The organism is Beggiatoa leptomitoformis (genome assembly GCF_001305575.3).
GTDB lineage: Bacteria > Pseudomonadota > Gammaproteobacteria > Beggiatoales > Beggiatoaceae > Beggiatoa > Beggiatoa leptomitoformis.
Genome location: NZ_CP012373.2, coordinates 838,504 through 858,560 on the forward strand (window position 1 = coordinate 838,504; position 20,057 = coordinate 858,560).

At 40.5% G+C, this 20,057-nt stretch carries 15 protein-coding genes; 6 read left to right on the forward strand and 9 right to left on the reverse strand.

Annotated features, from left to right (window positions below; all coding sequences use genetic code 11):
• Positions 1-67 precede the first annotated feature (67 nt).
• The gene (locus AL038_RS03550; protein WP_062149131.1) at positions 68-700 is read left to right on the forward strand and encodes a response regulator transcription factor; all 633 of its coding nucleotides are present in this window, start codon (positions 68-70) and stop codon (positions 698-700) included.
• 222 nt (positions 701-922) lie between these two features.
• On the opposite strand, the gene AL038_RS03555 is transcribed toward AL038_RS03550, so the two are convergent.
• From AL038_RS03555 to AL038_RS03575, 5 genes are all read right to left on the reverse strand, one after another.
• On the reverse strand, positions 923-1,699 hold the full coding sequence (locus AL038_RS03555; protein ID WP_062149134.1) for a ferredoxin--NADP reductase: 777 nt from the start codon (positions 1,697-1,699) through the stop codon (positions 923-925).
• Between the two features lie 58 nt (positions 1,700-1,757).
• Complete coding sequence (locus tag AL038_RS03560; protein ID WP_062149137.1) at positions 1,758-2,837, reverse strand: hypothetical protein; 1,080 nt, start codon at positions 2,835-2,837, stop codon at positions 1,758-1,760.
• Between the two features lie 151 nt (positions 2,838-2,988).
• Positions 2,989-5,901 (reverse strand): ATP-binding protein, encoded by a 2,913-nt coding sequence (locus tag AL038_RS03565; protein ID WP_062149140.1) that lies wholly within the window; start codon positions 5,899-5,901, stop codon positions 2,989-2,991.
• A gap of 74 nt (positions 5,902-5,975) precedes the next feature.
• Complete coding sequence (gene hypA / locus AL038_RS03570) at positions 5,976-6,320, reverse strand: hydrogenase maturation nickel metallochaperone HypA (RefSeq protein ID WP_062149142.1); 345 nt, start codon at positions 6,318-6,320, stop codon at positions 5,976-5,978.
• A 1-nt stretch (position 6,321) separates the two neighbouring features.
• On the reverse strand, positions 6,322-6,564 hold the full coding sequence (locus AL038_RS03575; protein ID WP_062149145.1) for a HypC/HybG/HupF family hydrogenase formation chaperone: 243 nt from the start codon (positions 6,562-6,564) through the stop codon (positions 6,322-6,324).
• Positions 6,565-6,870: 306 nt separating this feature from the next.
• On the opposite strand from AL038_RS03575, the gene AL038_RS03580 reads away from it, so the two are divergent.
• Entirely contained in the window at positions 6,871-7,116 is a 246-nt protein-coding gene (locus tag AL038_RS03580) for a hypothetical protein (RefSeq protein ID WP_062149149.1), read from the forward strand.
• A 134-nt stretch (positions 7,117-7,250) separates the two neighbouring features.
• Here the strand turns inward: AL038_RS03580 and AL038_RS03585 are convergent, their stop codons facing one another.
• The 4 genes from AL038_RS03585 to AL038_RS03600 all read right to left on the reverse strand — a co-directional run bounded on the left by AL038_RS03585 (position 7,251) and on the right by AL038_RS03600 (position 16,641).
• Complete coding sequence (locus AL038_RS03585; RefSeq protein ID WP_062149152.1) at positions 7,251-8,684, reverse strand: FAD-dependent oxidoreductase; 1,434 nt, start codon at positions 8,682-8,684, stop codon at positions 7,251-7,253.
• A 69-nt stretch (positions 8,685-8,753) separates the two neighbouring features.
• Positions 8,754-13,217, reverse strand: coding sequence for a glutamate synthase large subunit (gltB, locus tag AL038_RS03590; RefSeq protein ID WP_083991416.1), 4,464 nt, complete (start codon positions 13,215-13,217; stop codon positions 8,754-8,756).
• Positions 13,218-13,879: 662 nt separating this feature from the next.
• Positions 13,880-15,457, reverse strand: coding sequence for a glutamate--cysteine ligase (gshA, locus tag AL038_RS03595; protein WP_062155329.1), 1,578 nt, complete (start codon positions 15,455-15,457; stop codon positions 13,880-13,882).
• A gap of 197 nt (positions 15,458-15,654) precedes the next feature.
• Positions 15,655-16,641: a DNA polymerase III subunit delta' gene (locus tag AL038_RS03600; protein WP_062149158.1), complete on the reverse strand. Its 987-nt coding sequence runs from the start codon at positions 16,639-16,641 to the stop codon at positions 15,655-15,657.
• Positions 16,642-16,673: 32 nt separating this feature from the next.
• On the opposite strand from AL038_RS03600, the gene AL038_RS03605 reads away from it, so the two are divergent.
• The 4 genes from AL038_RS03605 to znuC all read left to right on the forward strand — a co-directional run bounded on the left by AL038_RS03605 (position 16,674) and on the right by znuC (position 20,053).
• Positions 16,674-17,225 (forward strand): AAA family ATPase, encoded by a 552-nt coding sequence (locus AL038_RS03605; RefSeq protein ID WP_062149161.1) that lies wholly within the window; start codon positions 16,674-16,676, stop codon positions 17,223-17,225.
• 441 nt (positions 17,226-17,666) lie between these two features.
• Positions 17,667-18,518: a LabA-like NYN domain-containing protein gene (locus AL038_RS03610; protein ID WP_062149164.1), complete on the forward strand. Its 852-nt coding sequence runs from the start codon at positions 17,667-17,669 to the stop codon at positions 18,516-18,518.
• A gap of 207 nt (positions 18,519-18,725) precedes the next feature.
• Positions 18,726-19,229 (forward strand): Fur family transcriptional regulator, encoded by a 504-nt coding sequence (locus AL038_RS03615; protein WP_201800124.1) that lies wholly within the window; start codon positions 18,726-18,728, stop codon positions 19,227-19,229.
• Positions 19,226-20,053, forward strand: a complete 828-nt coding sequence (gene znuC, locus AL038_RS03620) for a zinc ABC transporter ATP-binding protein ZnuC (protein WP_062149167.1) — start codon at positions 19,226-19,228, stop codon at positions 20,051-20,053. Before AL038_RS03615 ends, znuC begins: the two co-directional genes overlap by 4 nt.
• Positions 20,054-20,057 lie beyond the last annotated feature (4 nt).

Below are 20,057 nucleotides of genomic sequence, written 5' to 3' on the forward strand. Positions count from 1 at the left end.
ATAACACAAGGGGTTCGTTTTACCGCACCTCGTTCACAATAACGACAATAAAGCATCGGGTTTAATAATGACGAGTAATAAATCTACTGTATTTGTTATAGATGATGAGGAAGCGATTCGAGAAGCCGTGCGTTGGTTAATGGAATCTATTCATTTACCGACAGAATGTTTTTCATCAGCCGAAGCCTTTTTAGAAAAATACCAAGCGACACAAGCAGGATGTTTAGTTTTAGACAATAATCTGCCCGAATTATCGGGCTTAGAATTACTGCAACAAATCAAACAAGGTGAAAAACCATTTGCGCTACCCGTTATTATGATGACAGGACAAGGCGACATTGCAACGGCAGTGAATGCAATGAAATCAGGTGCGTTTGACTTTATTGAAAAACCCTTAAATGAAAAATTGTTGCTAGACCGTGTTAAACAAGCGGTTGCTTATGATACAGAAATACGACGCGAATTAAATGAACGCGATAGCGTAATGAAAAAGGTTAATACCTTAACACCACGTGAACATCAAGTGATGCTGAAACTAGTCGAGGGTAAATCCAGTAAAGTAATTGCGCGTGAATTAGATATTAGCCATAAAACCGTTGAAATTCATCGCGGTAGAATTATGGAAAAAATGGATGCAGCAAGCGTTGTGGAATTAGTACGGATGATTATTGGAACGGGTATTGTAACGATTAATCAATGATTATCATCTGAAAATAGTAGGGGGCATATTCCCCCTAATCCCTAAATTCTGGGTTATACCGAAAAATAGCGGTAACTCAAACAGTAATAAAACGGGCTGGTTTTCCTGACAAGTCCATTTTTAATCGGGTTAATTTATTATTATTTATTAATCAAGTAGCTAGACTAATGAGAAAATAAAAACCCTCCTCGTTTTAAAACAAAGAAGGGTTACTGATACAGATTAACGCTCTACAAAAGCGCGTTCTATCACATAATCACTGGGTTCACCAATACCGGGAGAAATACGAAATCCTCGTTCATTAAGCAATAGGCACGTGTCTTTTAACATCTGCGGACTGCCACAAATCATCGCGCGGTCATGTTCAGGATTAAACGCGGGTAATCCTATATCAGCAAACAATTTTCCACTATTGACTAAATCCGTTAAGCGTCCCTGATTGCGAAACGGTTCACGTGTAACGCTTGGATAATAAATTAACTTTTCCCGAACCATTTCCCCTAAAAACTCATTATTAGGTAATTCTTCCGTAATAAACCGTGCATAAGCTAGCTCGCTGGTATAACGCACGCCATGAAATAAAACCACTTTTTCAAACCGTTCATACATTTCTGGGTCACGGATTAAACTCATAAACGGCGCAAGCCCTGTGCCTGTGCTGAGTAAATACAAGTTTTTTCCTGCGGATAAATCATCTATTACTAACGTACCCGTCGGTTTACGACTCACTAATAACGTATCACCTTCTTGCAGATGTTGCAGGCGTGACGTTAAAGGGCCATTTTGAACTTTAATGCTAAAAAACTCTAAATGCTCTTCATAATTTGCACTGGCAATACTATACGCGCGCAATAAGGGCTTACCCTCTACTTCTAAGCCTATCATCACAAATTGCCCATTACGAAAACGTAACGTGCGGTCACGGGTTGTTTGAAAGCTGAACAGCGTATCATTCCAATGATGTACATTGGTTACACGTTCTTCTATAAATTTAGTCATATTACCCACAAGTCCTATTTAATTACCTAATAAACAAAATGCTATATAGATAGATACTTTATTTATCTATTTGACCAATAAAATCAATAATTTTCTGCAAAGCGTTTTCAGTAACAGGGGTATAATGCTGTGCGGTGAGCTTGTCTAAATACGGTAAAATGGCAAGTTCGCGCAGTTGTGTTTCGTCAATTTCTATCCCTTGTTGGCGTACTAATAAAGCCTGCTTTAATAGTTGATATTCAACAAAATCATGTCGCTTTAAAAACAAAACTGCTTTGCCCAAGCCTAAGCACTCAGAAACCAAGCCATAGCCCAGTTTACCCACGATGACATCCGCGCTGGCTGTAAAATCCGCATAAGGTATGCCTGCTTTATCATTGGGGATTAAATGGTAGTTTATAGGTGCATTATCTAGCGGTTCAATTCCAAAAAATTCATATTCGGTAAATTCCAACAATTTTTCCCATGCAACCCCTGCCAATCCATAATTACCGATGTAAACCAATACCCATTTTTTCGCAGGATTCATGCCTAAGCATTGCGCGATGCGGTCACGTTGGACAACACCATGACGATATAAAACGCCAACGGTTTGCCGTTGTGGAAAAACGCGCATTTCTAAACTTGGGGATAAACACAAGGCTTGTGTTGCTTGCGCATAGTCATCCGCTATTTGATTTAATAAGGGTTTATATTCTGGATAGATGTCGACAAAGGGTTGATAAATATCAAACCAGTTAAAATTTGTAATCGCTAAAGCAGGAATATCTGCTTGTTTTGCAATGGGAAAGGCTAAAGCGGCAATATCAGAGATAACCAATGTTACCGCAAGGTGTTTTAACTGTTGTGATAAGTTTGTAATTAACGCCTCACGCTGGGCATTGAGTGCTGCATAAGTTTGCAACGTTGCTAATTTATCAATATAGACAGTATCTTGTTGCACACAGCCACAATCAATGGCATGGGTTATGTGTTGGTATGGACGGTGTAATTCTGCTTGAAAAAAAGTTGTAGGCAGGGTGCTGAAAATCGTGATTTGGGTATTAAGTGGTAATGCGTTGATAATGGCGCAACTTCTTACACCATGTCCATAACCATGACCCGTAATAAAATAAGCGATATGAGAGCTTGCAGGCATTGGGGATGAGATTCGTAAAATGCGTTTTAATGTTGTATGGAGAATGACGGCGTTTAAAGAGAGTCTGAATCAGCATTTTAAGAAAAATAACAACAGGATAATCAAGTAAAATAAATAGCGTCAATTCTGGAAATGCTGATTCAGACCTTCTTTATACATTTGCTTGATGTGAACTTTGTAGCGTGCGATAAAACTCTAATAAATCACATATCTTTTTATTTTGAAAGCCTTTGGCGAGTGGGCGAATTTTTTCCAATAAAGGTGTTAACTCAGGGTTTTCTTTAGCGAGCTTTTCTATTTCGTTTAATACCCGTTTAGTTTTGCCCGTTAATGCCAGTTGATACAAATTTTCCACAATGTCCAATGGAATGGTCAGCATTATCTCTGAAGGGCGTACATCAGTATTTGATGATGTTTGTTCGTTATAAACCCATGTTAAATTAAGTTTTTTCTGTAAAATATCTAAGAGTGTTTCAATATAAATAGGTTTGCTAATAAAGGCATTGCATCCCGCAGAGAGGCTTGCCGTTTGGGTATAATCAAATGTGCTAGCAGAAATTGCAATAATTATCGTGTCCTTAAACAGGGGAAACGCACGTAAACGGCGGGTGAGTGCGAAACCATCCATTTCAGGCATGAGCAAATCTATGAGAATAACATCGGGGTGAATTTCCATCGCTTTTTCAAATCCATCTATGCCATTACTTGCTTCACTAATCATAAACCCTAAAGGCGCAAGTAAGTTTAAAAGGATTTGGCTACTTTCTAATGAATCTTCAATGATGAGAATGCTATATGTTTGCTCCTGATAACCAATAATTTGTTGGTAGGATACAGGCGGAGAAGATTGTAGGCTGTCGTGCGTAAGTGCTGGTAAAGCAATGTCAAACCAAAATTGACTCCCTTGTCCAACTATGCTGTTGACGTGCAAACAACCCCCCATCATTTCTACTAGGGTGCGACTGATGGTTAAGCCTAAACCTGTGCCTTCATTGGCATTCATACGACGATGGACTTCATTATCAACCTGCTGAAAAGGAATGAATATTTTTTCTAAGTACGGCTGGGGAATGCCTATTCCTGTATCTGTAATCAGAAAGCGGATTTTTTGGAGAGCGTCGGCAGGTTCTGTCGAGGTTTCATCGCGCTCAACATAGCCAACGCTCAAATTAACCCGTTCTCCTTGCTCAGTAAATTTAATGGCATTGCCTAATAAATTAATTAGAATTTGCCGTAGGCGTTTTTCATCACCGCGCACCATTTCTGGCAAGTGAGTTGTCATGGTATAAAAAAAGGCGATACCTTTTTGGGCGGCACGCATGGAGAATAAATCATTTAAATCGCTTAAAAACTGGTTTAGACGTATTTCACCCAGTTGTAATTCAAACCGTCCTGCTTCTACTTTTGCAAGGTCTAAAATGTCATTAATTAAGGTTAATAAGTGTTCACCACTGCGTTGAATAACGCTGAGTCCTTCGATTTGCTTCGGGCTTAACTCTCTATTTTGTCGCAATAATTGTGCATAACCTAAAATGCCATTTAAGGGGGTGCGTAATTCATGGCTCATGCTAGCAAGAAATTGGCTTTTTGCTTTGTTAGCACGCTCTGCGACTTCTTTAGCATTTTGCAAAGTCATTTCCGCTTGTTTGCGCTGGGTTATATCTTCAGTCATGGTTAAGATACCAATCACTCGACCACGCGCATCATGTAGGGGAATTTTATTATTCTCTACCCAAATTTCTTGTCCATTAGGCAGATGAATGATGTCTGTTAGGTGATAACTGGGTAAGTTGCTTTGCATGACGCGCTCGTCAGATAAGCGCACGATATCAGGATTAACCGTTTTACTAATGGGTAAGTCATAATCTGTTCTCTGTAATAGTTGTTCAGGATGTTGTAATCCTACAAAATCTACAAAGTTTTGATTGCATCCAAGAAATCGACCATGTACATCTTTCCACGCAATATGATGTGGAATACTGTTAATAACCAAGCGTAACAGCCGTTCTTGGGCAAAAAGTTGTTTCTCAAAACGACTATAAATTTGGGTAATCAGCACAGTACGAATGGCTAATATGAAGAATATGGAAATAATAATGGCTGAAATAATAGCTTGCATCGTATAAAGGGGGGCAAAAATCGTTTCGCCTGCAAGCGTTGTAATCATTAACCAATAATACTTGTGTTCGGTATCTACAAAAAATTTGTTAAATGTCACAACATCGTGACGTTTTTCATCCCATTGGGTAAAAGTTTGTAATTTTTTATTTTCAATATATTGAGATAACAGCGGAAAATCTATATTAGCCGTTGGCGTTTTACCATATTCAAACCCATAAGTATTTATCTGTGAGGGATGCGTTAGGTAAAAACCTGCTTGGTTGACAATATATGTCTGGCTGTCTTTATCCATTTCATTACTGAATAAAGTATTTGCCAGCACATCTAGCACAAGAACCCCGCTAAACTGTTGTTTTGAATTATAGAGCGGTGTACTCAGTTGCATGATAGGGGTTATTGGTATGCTGATTCGTCCTGAATCACGACGCAAATGTACGGGTGAATAAGCGATATTTCCAGCGGGCAGTTGGCTCGCTTGGACGAAAAAATCTTCGGTGATTTGGTTTAATAGCGTTCTTGTATCAAAAGTTAATAATTGCCCTGCCTGATAAGCAACACGTACTTTTTCGCGCCCTGTCGCGTCAATATAACGTAATTGTTGATAATGTTGTTTGCTATTCAAGGTAATAAGAAAAATTCGTGTGAGTTCTTCATAAATCTCATGATTTTCAGGCGCATCAACCGTTGTATCGAGTGCGTTTTGTAATGGTGTTAGATACGTCAGAATAAGTAAATCATTAGACACATGTGCAAGTTGTTTATGTAATTCATAATTAGTACGGGTTGAATCGCTATTTGCTTTCGCAATCCCCGCGTTGAGCAAGCTATCATGCGCAATCCGATAGCTAAAAAACAGAGCAATCCCTAAGGGAACTAGCATGAAGAGCAACACCGTCAGCACAAATTGATGACGACCAATGTAGCGTTGAAAAAAGTGATTCACTTGCCCCCCTAGCGTTGCTATCTAATGAGTGATAGCACATATCCGTTGCATTTTATATTAAAATTATTAAAACGTTACGTGATTAGCTCAACACTTGCAAGTAACATTTCATCACCACTGATGACTTGCGTTTGCCATGCGCCACAGGTTTTGCATAACAGGCGATTGGCTTCAACCTCGCTTTCTGCATGGCATTGCTGACAGCGTACTTTTACAGGCAAGGACAAACAAATTAAGTCTGCTTGCGCTGCAACAGTACCCGCGCGTGCAATCGTGAAAGCCTGTCGTAATAACTCAGGTTCTACACCACTTAACAGCCCAATTTGGATAGTGATACTGGCAACCTGATGAGCCTGATGGTGTTGTGCAAGGGTTTCAACTTGATTTAACAAACTATAACAAATAGATAACTCGTGCATTTTACAAAGCTTCGCTGAACTGTTCCGACTTTAAAATTTCATCCAGCAATTCCCATGTGGTTTGTGCATCCTGCTCAGTCATTGTTTGCAACGCATACCCCACATGAACCATCACATATTCACCAACCAACGGTAACTCATGCTGTAGCATGAATAAATTCACATCTCGCTCTATCCCTTTGGCTTGGCAACGCGCATTAAATCCATTTATTTCCATAATTTGCATAGGTATTCCTAAGCACATAATTAACCCCGTCGGTGTTGATTGAATTATTAACAATGCTGTCGAAATTATCACGCCCGCAATAATTTCGTTTTACCGTAAATAGTCATCGACTATAGCGTAAAACCAGCGAATTCACTGGGTTTAGAAAAATACAAAGCTGTTCTGCCGCCAACAATTTACGTCATTATTCAAGTGTAAAATAACAAATAATTATTTATTTAACAAATGATTAAATTGAAAAATGAATTATTTTTCGTACATTGGTATGTCTTTTGCGTTATAGGAAATAACCCCATAAAAAGCATAGTACGGAGATTTAACAAAATGATTTTTAAAACTTTTTTCGTTGGCGCAATCGGTTTATGTACTGCACAGATGAGTTGGGCAGAAACCCCACAAACCATAGACCCACCCTCATTAAATGTAGATTATAGCATAAAAAACAATATATTAGAAGAATTGCGTGCAGATATTCCTGATTTCCAAACTTTTCAAGAACGGACTCGTCGCCATCCCCAAGCCTTTGTGGTGGTCGCTGAAGTAAAAAAAACAGCGAAAGACCCCGCATAGAACAAACTTTAGTTTTCAACCGTCATTTTTCTGACAGGTAGGAATGCCATGCAACGACCCGATAAAAAAGCCATTCAGGCTACACTCCTCCTGAATGGCTTCCCTAAAACAGTACGCTGATATTACTGCATTAATTAGACTTGTAAATAATCTAAAATTCCTTGTGCCGCTTGCCGACCTTCATAGACCGCTGTCACGACTAGGTCTGAACCACGTACCATATCCCCACCAGCAAACACTTTTTCATGTGTCGTTTGAAAAGCGAATTCTTGAGTCGCTGAGGCTTTAACCCGTCCATTACTTTCTACGGTAATATTAAAGTCTTTAAACCATTCTGCTGGGCTAGGACGAAAACCAAAAGCAATTAACACCACATCAGCAGGAATAATTTCTTCACTGCCTTGTACTACTTGCGGACTCCGCCGTCCGCGTGCATCAGGTTGTCCTAACTCAGTCGTAACGACTTTCACCCCTTCTGCTTGACATTCTCCAACGATACTAACAGGTTGGCGATTCCATAAAAACTGTACGCCTTCCTCTTTTGCATTGGCAACCTCACGTTTAGAACCGGGCATATTCGCTTCATCGCGGCGATAAGCACACGTTACACTGGCAGCCCCCTGACGGATTGCCGTGCGATTACAGTCCATTGCGGTATCTCCCCCGCCTAAGACAACCACATGTTTACCCTTCAGGTTAATATAACCGTCTTGCATTCCTAAACCTTCACGGATATCGGCTTTCGTTTCCCAGTTTTCTACTTGGCTAATATTACCCACCAAATAAGGTAAGGCTTTATACACGCCTGTTAAATTTTCGCCAGAAAATCCACCTTCCATGTAGTTATACGTACCCATGCCTAAAAACACCGCATCGTAATCGTTTAACAACTGTTGAAAGCCTATATCTCTACCAATTTCAGTATTTAGGATAAACTTTACCCCCATACCTTCCATGATTTGGCGACGAACACGCACCACTTCTTTTTCCAATTTAAACGAAGGAATACCGAAAGTGAGTAACCCGCCAATTTCGGGATAACGGTCATAAACAATCGGTTTCACGCCATTACGAACCAAAACATCAGCACACGCTAAACCCGCAGGCCCAGCACCGATAATGGCAACCTTTTTTCCTGTTTGAACAACGTTGGATAAATCAGGTCGCCAGCCTTTTTTATAGGCTTCATCCGTAATAAATTTTTCAACCGAGCCAATCGTTACTGCGCCAAAGCCATCATTAAGCGTGCAAGAACCTTCACATAAACGGTCTTGCGGACAGACACGCCCACAAATTTCTGGCAGCGAGTTGGTTTTATGAGATAGCTCAGCCGCCTCAAATAAATTGCCTTCTCTTACCAGTTTTAACCAATTGGGGATGTAATTGTGAACAGGACATTTCCATTCACAATAGGGATTACCACATTCTAAACAACGCCCTGCTTGATTCCCAGCATCAGCACTGTCGAACTGTCCGTAAATTTCATTCCATGTATGAATCCGAACTCGACTTTCGGTTTTTTCAGGGTCAAGGCGGGGTAAATTAATAAATTGAAAATTGTCACTCATTATTGCAAATACCAAATAGGATACGTTCAAAAGGGGAGAGTGGGGGAGTAAAACTTCCCCCTCATGCACTTACGCCGCTTTATTGACCAAACTATCTAATAGCGAGCTGATTTCGTTGGCGCGGGGTTTCACGAGCCAGAATTTACCCACAAAACTGCTGTAGTCATCTAACAAGGTTTGCCCCCATTGGCTACCCGTTTCGCGGACAAAATCACTAATCATGCCATAGAGATGTGAACTATGCGCTTGCATAAATTCGGGCGCGAGACGATGCACGTCAATGAGTTCATGATTGTATTTGTCAACAAAAGTATTATTTTGGTCTAGGACATAGGCAAAACCGCCTGTCATGCCCGCTCCAAAGTTAAGCCCTGTTTCGCCCAACACAACAACGATACCGCCCGTCATATATTCACAACCATGGTCGCCAATACCTTCAACAATGGCTTGCGCGCCAGAATTACGCACGGCAAAGCGTTCACCTGCCATACCTGCCGCGTAGAGTGTGCCACCTGTTGCACCGTATAAGCAGGTATTACCAATAATTGCGGTTTTATGCGATTCAAAACGGCTATTTGCAGGCGGATAAATAACAATTTTACCTGCAGCCATGCCTTTGCCGACATAATCATTGGCATCACCTTCCAGATATAAATGTAAACCGCCCGCGTTCCATACCCCAAAACTTTGCCCCGCAGAGCCTTGTAAACGCACGGTAACAGGATTATCACTCATCCCCAAATTGCCGTGGCGTTTAGCAATTTCGCCTGACAGACGTGCGCCGATAGAGCGATTAATATTGCGAACAGTGTAATGAAATTCACCGCCTTGTTTGTGTTCAATCGCTGCGAGCATGTCGTTAACCATTAACTCTGCTAACTCCCCTTTATCAAAGGGTTTATTTGCAGGGTGGATGCAAAACTGTGGTTTATCAGCAGATACGTTAGCATCGCTCAAAATTGGGCTTAAGTCTAAATGTCTTTGCTTATCCGTAATGCCTTCTAAACGGGTGAGTAAATCGGTGCGTCCGATTAAATCACTCATGCGTTTTATACCGAGTTTTGCCAGCCATTCGCGGGTTTCCGTCGCCACAAAACGGAAGTAATTCATTACCATTTCAGGCAAACCGATAAAATGCTCACGACGTAGCACTTTATTTTGGGTTGCAACACCTGTTGCGCAGTTGTTTAAGTGACAAATTCGTAGGTATTTACACCCTAAAGCAACCATTGGTGCTGTACCAAAACCAAAACTTTCTGCACCTAAAATTGCCGCTTTAATCACGTCTAAGCCCGTTTTTAATCCACCATCCGCTTGAATCCGCACTTTATCGCGTAAATCATTCGCCCGCATGATTTGATGGGTTTCAGTTAAGCCTAATTCCCAAGGACTGCCCGCATATTTGACGGAGGTTAAAGGACTTGCACCTGTACCACCATCATAGCCTGCAATGGTAATTAAATCGGCATAGGCCTTTGCAACCCCTGCGGCAACAGTACCAACCCCCGCTTCAGCAACCAATTTTACCGATACTAAGGCTTTTGGATTCACTTGTTTTAAGTCAAAAATTAGCTGTGCTAAGTCCTCAATCGAGTAAATATCATGATGCGGTGGTGGAGAAATCAACGTGACACCCGCCGAGGAATAGCGCAATGTCGCAATCATTTCATTAACTTTATGTCCCGGTAATTGCCCACCTTCTCCCGGTTTTGCGCCTTGAGAGACTTTAATCTGTAGCACTTCAGCGTTAACCAAATAAGCGGGAGTTACACCAAATCGCCCCGATGCAACTTGCTTAATTTTTGACATCCGCTCGGTGCCATAGCGTGAGGGGTCTTCGCCGCCTTCGCCTGAGTTAGAACGTCCGCCTAAACGGTTCATCGCAATGGCTAAGGCTTCGTGTGCTTCAGGTGATAATGCACCAAGCGACATACCCGCACTATCAAAGCGCGGTAAAATGGCTTCAATTGGCTCTACGTCATCGATAGAAATTGGTGTAACATCTTGACGAATCGCTAATAAATCTCGAAACGTCATCGGGTCGCGTTCATTGACTAACTGGCTAAAGCGTTTGTATTCTGCATAATTACCTGTTTTTACAGCGGATTGTAAGGCTTGCACGACATCAGGGTTATACGCATGGTATTCGCCATCGTGAACAAATTTGAGTAATCCCCCTTGTTCTAATGGTTTACGCGCATTCCATGCAGATTTATGCAGTTTACGTTGGTCAGTTTCTAAATCGCTAAAAGTCGCGCCTTGAATCCGACAAGTCGTATCTTTAAAGCATAAGTCCACAACTTCGCTATGTAAGCCCACCGCTTCAAACAGTTGCGCACCCCGATAGCTGGTAATCGTCGAAATCCCCATTTTGGAAATAATTTTGTACAAGCCTTTATTAATTCCATTACGGTAATTTTCTAGGGCTTTCGCCGCATCCATGCTTTGCATCCCATCGGTACTGAGTAAATTCAGGATACATTCATAGGCTAAATAGGGATGAATGGCGGTTGCGCCATAGCCAATCAGCACTGCAAAATGGTGCGGGTCGCGGGCGGTTGCTGTTTCCACCACGATATTGGCATCACAACGCACGCCTTGAGTGATTAAATGGTGATGTACTGCACCGACGGCTAACAACGCATGAATGGGTAGGCGGTCAGCTTCTAAGCCTTTGTCAGATAAAACTAATAGAACTTTACCCGCTTTAACCGCAATCGTCGCTTTTTCGCAGAGAGCGAGTAAGGCAGATTTTAAATCTTGGTCTTTGGAATAGCTTAATTCAAATTTTTCATGCGCATAATCGGGGTCTGTCAATGCCAATAAACGGTTAAATTTAGAGGTTGACATGATAGGCGAGGCAATTTCTAACCGTGCTGCATGGGCATCGACTTCTTCAAATAAGTTGCGTTCCCGTCCAAAACAGGTACGTAAGGACATAACGATTTTTTCCCGTAAAGGGTCAATCGGTGGGTTAGTCACTTGCGCAAATTGTTGGCGAAAATAGTCATATACCGAGCGTTCTTTTTTCGATAACACGGCCATAGGCGTATCATCGCCCATAGAGCCAACGGCTTCTTGAGAACTTTCTGCTAAAACGCGCAAAACTTGGTCACGCTCTTCCAAACTGACTTGGAATTGCTTTTGATAAATAGCTAATTTTTCAAGATTTAGCTCATTTTTGACCACTTCAGGAATGGCGAGATTTTCATCCAAGCGTTTTGCGTATTTTTTCAACCATTTCCGATAGGGTTGACGTTGTTGCAAGCGTTCGTCAATATTTTCAGGTAATAATAACGTACCTGTTTCTGTATCTACGGCGAGCATCTGCCCCGGCTTTAATCGCCCTTTAGCAATAATCTTGGCATTATCATATTCATAAACGCCAACCTCTGACGCTATAGTAATATAGCGGTCTTCGGTGATGACGTAACGCGCAGGACGCAAACCATTTCTATCCGTAGTACAAGCGGCATAACGTCCATCAGTCAACACAATACCAGCGGGACCATCCCATGATTCCATGTGCATGGAATTGTACTCATAAAATGCACGTAAATTCGGGTCTATGCTTTCCACATTTTGCCAAGCGGGTGGAATCAGTAAGCGCATAGCGCGGAAAATATCCATGCCACCTGCTAATAACACTTCTAACATATTATCTAAGCTAGAAGAGTCTGAACCACTGAGCGACACCAACGGACGAATGTCATCCATATTCGCAATTAATGGCGTGGATAATTTATAGCCGCGAGCAACTGCCCAGTTACGATTCCCTTGAATCGTATTGATTTCGCCATTGTGGGCTAGATAGCGGAAAGGCTGGGCTAATCGCCATTGTGGCCATGTGTTGGTAGAAAAGCGTTGGTGATAGACACACAATGCGGATTCAAACCGTGGGTCGTTTAAATCAGGATAAAATACGGGCAATTTCGCAGGCATAACTAAGCCTTTATATGAAATTGTCCGACAAGACAAACTAGGGACATAAAAAACATCGTCATCTTGCGCGGACACTATTTTTTCTGCCCGTCGCCGTGCGATGAATAAATGCCGTTCAAAACTGACTTCGTCCCAATTTTCGGGGGCATTCACAAAAACTTGGGCAATATACGGCAGGGTTTTTAGTGCCTCTTGTCCGCACGCATCTGTATTGGTTGGTACATGTCGCCAACCCGCAACGAATAAGCCTTCTTTTTGTAATTCCGTATTTAAGATTTGTTTAGCGAATTCGGCTTTTTGAGTGTCAGTGTGTAAAAACACTAAACCCGACGCATATAAAGGCGCAAGCGTCATGCCTTGCTCTTGGGCTAAGGCGCGTAAAAAAGAATCTGGTTTTTTGAATAAAAGACCACAGCCATCCCCAGTTTTACCATCTGCGGCGACTGCTCCTCGGTGGGTGAGATTGTTTAACGAAGTAACGGCAGTTTGCACTAACCAATGACTCGCCTTGCCATCCATTTGGGCGATTAACCCAAAGCCGCAACTGTCTTTTTCAAACGAAGGGCGATAAAGTCCTGTCAACATGTTCATCTTCACCGAAAGCATTAAAAAATGGAAAATTTACGGGTAGGCTCTGATAGCCAAAAACTAACTATTTATCTGTTTTTTTAACTAAAATAGCGAAACCCACGCTACTCTATATTTTAATAGGGACAAAACACTTTTATTATAGTATTCCGCTACTTCTATGTCACGGGCATTTTTAATTCACTATTTTTTAGTGTGGAATTTTATGCGGTTATAAATAAAAAAAGGCTATGTATTATAAATGATTATAAATGGATAATCAAAAATATTGTTTCATAAAAAAGCCTATTAGATTAATTAATAGTAAAAAAAAGGTTTTTTTACAAAAATGTTATCGGGATATTGTGCGTCATAGTGCATAAGTTATGTGCTATTTATAAGATTATTATTTTTATTTTCTATTTGATTTAACTAGAATAGTTTTATTGAATGGGGATGGGAAATGGCTGGAAACAGTCAGGATAATCTCTGCTGTTTTAGAAATTGATAGAGTTGAATTATAAAGTAATTTTTATGTTTTATTAAAGCGGGTCTGAATCAGAATTTTCAGAATTAACAAAACTTTTAGACACAAAAGTATTCGTTTTCTTGTCTGTTAATTTTGAAAACGCTGATTTAGACAATCATGATTTTTAATAACGCTGCCTGATTTGTAATGGTATTTCTTAAAGAGACTGATTGAAATAGGTTTGTAAAAACGTATCAAAGGGGGCTTGTGGCTGTGCTTCTAATCGCGTTTGTTCAGTCAGTGATTTTTCGGCGAGTTGTTGGAAAAACTGCGTTTTTTCTGCATCAATAGAAAGTTGGCGGTAGTAATCGGCATGTTTTAAGGAGTACCGTTTGGCAAATTCATGAAATCCTTCTTTATGGTCGTGCATTTCTGCTAATACACGTGCTGAGGGCGTGAGGTCGGGATGATGCACCATTTCACGATAAGTGTTAAGTATGGGGTTATAAATAGGCGCGGTTTGTTGTGCATCTATAATGCAGGCAATCTGTTGCATTTGCACTAGAATTTCTGTTGCCCAATCGCGTAATAAAATGTTTTCGTCGCCACGCCGTAATAGTAATTGCGGGTCACGTCCACGATGCGTAACCGTCATGAAGTTTAGATTAATGGCTTGTTTTTCATGCTCATCTATATTTGGACTGTCTTGCAGTAAACAGAACAACATGAAAATATGGAGAAAATAAATTTGTTCTTGTGTCATGCCTAACGGTTCAAAAGGATTGATGTCTAATGAACGTAATTCAATATAGTCCACGCCACGCCGTTGTAGGGCATGTATTGGCTTTTCTAAAAAGGTGGGCGGTTGTTTAGGGCGGACGGTACTGTAATATTCGTTTTCAATTTGTAGGATATTGCTGTTAAGTTGTCGATATTCTCCTGCTACAACAACACCGATTTTTGCGTAGTCTGGGCTGGGTGTTTCAATGGCTCGGCTTAAACTGCAAACATAGCTATCTAGGGAGTCATAAACGACTTTAACCCCTGTTTTGCCTTCTTTACGATTTTGATAGCCTATATCACTCATGCGTAATGAGGTCGCGAAAGGCTTGTAATAAGTGTGTTTATCGAATTCGGGTAGTGTGGTTTTGCGTCCTGATAAAAAGGATTTGCATACAGCAGGCGATGCGCCAAATAAAAAGGGGATTAACCAGCCATAGCGTTGTAAGTTACGAATAACACGAAAATAATAGTCATTTTGTACTGCACGGCGCGTTCTTTTTTCCCCTTCTAATGTGTGTAAAAATCCCCAGATGTTTTCAGAAAAAGAGTAATTAAAGTGAATACCTGCAATAACTTGCATAACACGTCCGTATCGATAGCCCAAGCCATTACGATAAACGGTTTTCATCCTACCCGCGTTTGATGAGCCATATTGTGCAATAGGAATGCTCGCCTCCCCCGCTAACACACAGGGCATACTATTTGTCCATAAGATTTCTTGATGTAAATGTTGATAGACAAAAGATTGAATATAATTAAGAAAGTTTAAAGGTGTTTGTAGGTTTATATCAGGTGGTGTGATGAATTCGAGTAAGGCTTCGGAATAGTCGGTGGTGATATACGGATGGGTCAGGGCAGCACCAAGGCTTGATGGGTGCGGTGTTTGCGCAATTCTACCATCGGCTGTAACCCGTAAACTTTCTTTTTCTAAGCCAACAGAACTCTGGTTAAATAGGTGTTGGTGGTGTTGATTTGTAAAAGCAGATAAATGATTTTCTAGGAGTGCGTACACGGTAATTTTATAAAATAATGAAAAAGTGAAATAGCAATGTAATGACGATAACAGCATTATTCAAACTATTAACCGTAGGAAGGACAACTTTTGGTTAAGACCTGCCTGAGTTGAAATGGATTGCATTTCTAAACACAAAAGCCCTATTCTTTTCGCCTTATATCCTGATTATCTGGCAATTTTTGTTCAGTGCAGTGTTACTGACGTGCTTTGCTCCATGCAATGGCAAGTGATTCAAATAAGCCTTGTGGTTTGACATTGCTCGAGCTTTTAACTAATTGGTAAATCTCTTTTTGCGTGTCTAATAGGTCAAATAAAGTTGTAATGGGTAAATTATTTGTTAATCCTTGTAAAATATTACGTTTATCTATATTTATGATGTCGCTTTGTTGTCCTGCAACTTGTAAACGGATTAAATCCATCGTCCAACTTAACATCCAACTTAAAACTTGTCGTGCATCCATTTGTCCCCATGCTTCTGCCAATTTTACGGGGTCATCTTTACCAGCGGGTAATTTAGCTAAGCTGTCTAATAGTTGGTTGCGTTGCGCTAATGCGTCACCTTGTGCTAGGGCTAACGCAGTAAGTGGTGCGTATGCGGATAAATTTAATAACAGGGGAATGTCGTTATTATTAGGGAGTTGGTGGCTTAACCATTGTTGCGTTATTTTTGTATCAATTTTTGTAAAGTCAACCCGTTGACAACGACTGCGAATGGTTGCCATTAATGCGCTAGGTTGGTGACTAACCAGCAATAAAACCGTTTTAGCAGGGGGTTCTTCTAAAATTTTTAATAAACTATTCGCTGCATTATGATTCATTGCTTCTGCGGGATGGATAAGTGCAACTTGATAACGTCCATGATGTGAAGTTAAGGCGCAAAATTGAATCAGGTGGCGAATTTGGTCAATTAAAATCTGTTTACCTGCTTCAGCAGGGGATATGTCTAAAAAATCAGGATGGTTGTGTGTCTGATGCAAATGACAGGCTTTACACTGTCCACAAGGATTTCCATCTGCTAACGGTGTTTCACATAACAGTAATGCGGCCAACCGTTGCGCAAGTGCCGCTTTTCCCATCCCCAGTGTGCCACAAAATAAAATCGCGTGTGGCAACCTATCTTGCTGATAAGCAGTATGGATTTTATGCCACAATGTGTCATGCCAAGGAAAAGCAGATATCATTTTTTTTTAAGCCACAAGGTAATGGAACAACGATGAAAATAGGGTTATGTGGAAGTCACCGTACAGGGAAAACCACGCTTGCACAAGCAATTGCAGATAAAACAGGGCTTGCTTTTTTAGCAACTAGCACCAGTGCTGTTTTTAGAGAATATGGTTTAGACCCTGCAAAACCAATGGATTTTAGAACCCGTTTATGGATACAACAACGTGTATTGACCAGTGCCACAATGTCTTGGCACGATGCACCTACCGATTTTATCACTGACCGCACCCCTATTGATTTTATGGCTTATACCTTAAGTGATATTCAAGGGATAACAGAAGTTGATTTTCCTGATTTAGAGTCGTATTTAACCCAGTGTTTCACCGTTACAAATCAATATTTTAATCAACTTGTTGTTTTGCAACCCGCTATCCCTTTAGTCTATGAGGCGGGAAAAGCCGCTTTAAATAAGGCTTATATTGAGCATTTAAATAGTGTTATTTTGGGATTATGTCATGATGAACGCTTATTTTGTCCTGTCACGGTGATTAAACGGGCTGTATTGGCGTTAGAGGCGCGGGTTGATTTAGTGATTCGGTAAAAATATTGCCGATTAATAGTAAATAATGCAATGTTTATGTGCTTTTGAATACGAGTGAGTGTATAAACATTGTGCCGTATTTTTATATGAAGATTAATAAAAACAGCAGATAACTGGAAAGGTATCGTTGATTTTATGCAAAGCATGGCGAAGTAGTAAATAATTTCAGGTGTTTATCAGCATGTTAATGGCTAGAATGTGTCTAGCTTGTGGACGTTGTTTGTATGATACCTAGGCGAAACGAGGACGTTTTTATAGAAACCTAAGTTAATTTAATTAGTGCCTCTTATTTGTTAAACAGCAGAATAGTTGCGTGATAGACGATAGCTTAATTTTAGTATTATTATTTATCTAATTGATTTATAAAAACTTAATGCTACTTATCATAGGCATAAAAAGTGCTTAAAAATACTTACCCCTCATTAAAAATGAAATAGCAATATGGAAGATAAACATTTGAACGGATTTAAATCAAACGCAAAAATAGGTGTATATGTCGATGTTGCTAACGTTAACCGAAATGGCGGCTACGGAATGCAGTATGACGTGTTAAGGGAATTTGCTTGCCGAGATTTTGCCGAAGCACTGCGTTTAAATGCCTATGTTAGTTTCGACGTGGAACGCGCTAGAGAGGATATTACTTATCGCAAAGGGATTAATAATTATTTCTCAGTCTTGCGTGAATATGGCTTTAAGGTCATTCAAAAAAATGTGAAATGGTATGAAGATGATAAGGGCAATCGTTATGGCAAGGCTAATGCCGATTTAGATATGGCTGTCGATGCCTTGTTGCAATCACAAAATTTGGATCGAGTGTTATTAGTCACAGGGGATGGTGATTTTATTCAAGTTGTTCGCGCTTTACAAAATTATGGTTGTCGTGTAGAAGTTGTTGCTTTTGAAAATATATCTAATGAGTTAAAACGGGAAGCTGATATGTTTTTATCGGGTTACTTGATTCCAAATTTACTCCCTGTTAAACGTAATATTGAAAATAATATCGAATGGGGTGCAATCGGTTCGGTTGTGCGTGGTTATTGTTCACATTATTATGACGATCGTGGGTTTGGATTTATGCGGTATTTAGATCGCATTGCACCGGGTCTTTGGATTACGGATGCGCGCCATGATGAATCCCCTTATCGGGCGGCTTTTTTCCACGGTTCTAACTTGCCTGAGGAAGTTAATACGTCTCAACTGCCTAATCGGGATTTTATTTTTGAGTTTAGGTTAGAAGAATCAAAAAATAATAATAAAGACCCTGTTGCTATGAATATTCGTTTATTAGGATAATTCGTCGCTATTTAGCCGACATGAGTTACATTGAACACCTCTGCAATATTTTATTTTGTAGAGGTTTTTTACTATTGTAATAACAGCATTACTCGTGTTGAGATTAAGCAGCATAAAAATGATGGGTTTTTTGCACTTATCTGATGTTACATTGTAACAATCATAAAACCTATTTTTCAGGTAGGTGTTCTGACTAAGGAATTTATCATGTCTATAGCACTTTCCCCTTTAGCCTTTTCAGGTACATTACATGACCATCACCAATGTGTTGCACACGCATTAAGCCAAGCAACACAATTGTGCCAACAGCGTGATGTGCGCTTAACCCCTTTGCGTCGACGTGTATTGGAATTGATCTGGTGTAGTCATAAACCCCTAGGGGCGTACACCATTTTAGAGAGTTTGCATGTAGATGAAGGGAGGCGGGCAGCACCACCAACGGTATATCGAGCGTTAGATTTTTTGTTGCAACAAGGCTTAATTCATAGAATTGCGTCTTTAAATGCCTTTATCGGTTGCATACATCCTGATAAATCGCATGTTGGACAATTTCTTATTTGTACCGAATGTGGAAACGCTGCTGAATTAGAAACGCCGCTCATTGCGGATGGTATCGCGTTACAAGCGAAAACATTAGGATTTTCTATTGAAAGTCAAGTAATTGAAATAATTGGGCATTGTGCTGTTTGTCAGCAACGTAAATCATCATGAATATACCTTCTTCCACCTTAGTAGAAGTCCAAAATATCCAAATGGATTTTCACTACCATACGGCGTTAAAAGATGTTTCTTTAGCAGTAAAACGTGGCGAAATTGTTACGTTAATTGGCCCTAATGGCGCGGGTAAATCCACCTTAGTTAAAGTTATTCTGGGGTTATTAACGCCTCAAAAAGGACAGGTTTTTCGCCAAGCGGGTATTAAAATTGGTTATATGCCACAACGTTTAAGTGTGGATATGGCTCTACCCCTCACCGTAGAACGCTTTTTACGTCTTAGTGGGATAACGCAATTAGCCACCATTCAAGCAGTATTGGCTGAGGTTGGTGCATCTGCGGTTTTACAACGTCCTTTACAACATGTTTCAGGGGGCGAATTACAACGGGTACTTTTAGCGCGTGCCTTGTTACGTTATCCCGATTTATTAGTATTGGATGAACCTATTCAAGGTGTGGATGTCGGTGGACAGTATGAGTTATATGATTTGATTAGTCGGATTCGCACCCAACGTGGTTGTGGCGTATTGATGGTTTCGCATGATTTACATATTGTTATGGCAGCGACTGACCATGTTGTCTGTCTGAATCAACACATTTGTTGTTCAGGACATCCCGGTATTGTCAGCCGTCACCCTGCTTATTTATCCTTATTCGGGGCGCGTCCTGCCCGTGATTTAGCCTTTTATACCCATCATCATCATTGTGCAGAACATACGGTTAATGAAGAGAATATTCCTATCACAGAAGAGAGCGTTTTGCCCGCTAATGAGCAATCTATTCATCCGTTGCATTCCGCAGTTGTCATTACAAAAGACTAAATAA

Excerpts from the sequence above, each read along its gene's own strand:
- AL038_RS03550 (WP_062149131.1), top strand. The coding sequence starts at position 68 with ATGACGAGTAATAAATCTACTGTATTTGTTATAGATGATGAGGAAGCG.
- AL038_RS03555 (WP_062149134.1), bottom strand. The coding sequence starts at position 1,699 with ATGACTAAATTTATAGAAGAACGTGTAACCAATGTACATCATTGGAAT.
- AL038_RS03560 (WP_062149137.1), bottom strand. The coding sequence starts at position 2,837 with ATGCCTGCAAGCTCTCATATCGCTTATTTTATTACGGGTCATGGTTAT.
- hypA (WP_062149142.1), bottom strand. The coding sequence starts at position 6,320 with ATGCACGAGTTATCTATTTGTTATAGTTTGTTAAATCAAGTTGAAACC.
- AL038_RS03575 (WP_062149145.1), bottom strand. The coding sequence starts at position 6,564 with ATGTGCTTAGGAATACCTATGCAAATTATGGAAATAAATGGATTTAAT.
- AL038_RS03580 (WP_062149149.1), top strand. The coding sequence starts at position 6,871 with ATGATTTTTAAAACTTTTTTCGTTGGCGCAATCGGTTTATGTACTGCA.
- AL038_RS03585 (WP_062149152.1), bottom strand. The coding sequence starts at position 8,684 with ATGAGTGACAATTTTCAATTTATTAATTTACCCCGCCTTGACCCTGAA.
- gltB (WP_083991416.1), bottom strand. The coding sequence starts at position 13,217 with ATGAACATGTTGACAGGACTTTATCGCCCTTCGTTTGAAAAAGACAGT.
- AL038_RS03600 (WP_062149158.1), bottom strand. The coding sequence starts at position 16,641 with ATGATATCTGCTTTTCCTTGGCATGACACATTGTGGCATAAAATCCAT.
- AL038_RS03605 (WP_062149161.1), top strand. The coding sequence starts at position 16,674 with ATGAAAATAGGGTTATGTGGAAGTCACCGTACAGGGAAAACCACGCTT.
- AL038_RS03610 (WP_062149164.1), top strand. The coding sequence starts at position 17,667 with ATGGAAGATAAACATTTGAACGGATTTAAATCAAACGCAAAAATAGGT.
- AL038_RS03615 (WP_201800124.1), top strand. The coding sequence starts at position 18,726 with ATGTCTATAGCACTTTCCCCTTTAGCCTTTTCAGGTACATTACATGAC.
- znuC (WP_062149167.1), top strand. The coding sequence starts at position 19,226 with ATGAATATACCTTCTTCCACCTTAGTAGAAGTCCAAAATATCCAAATG.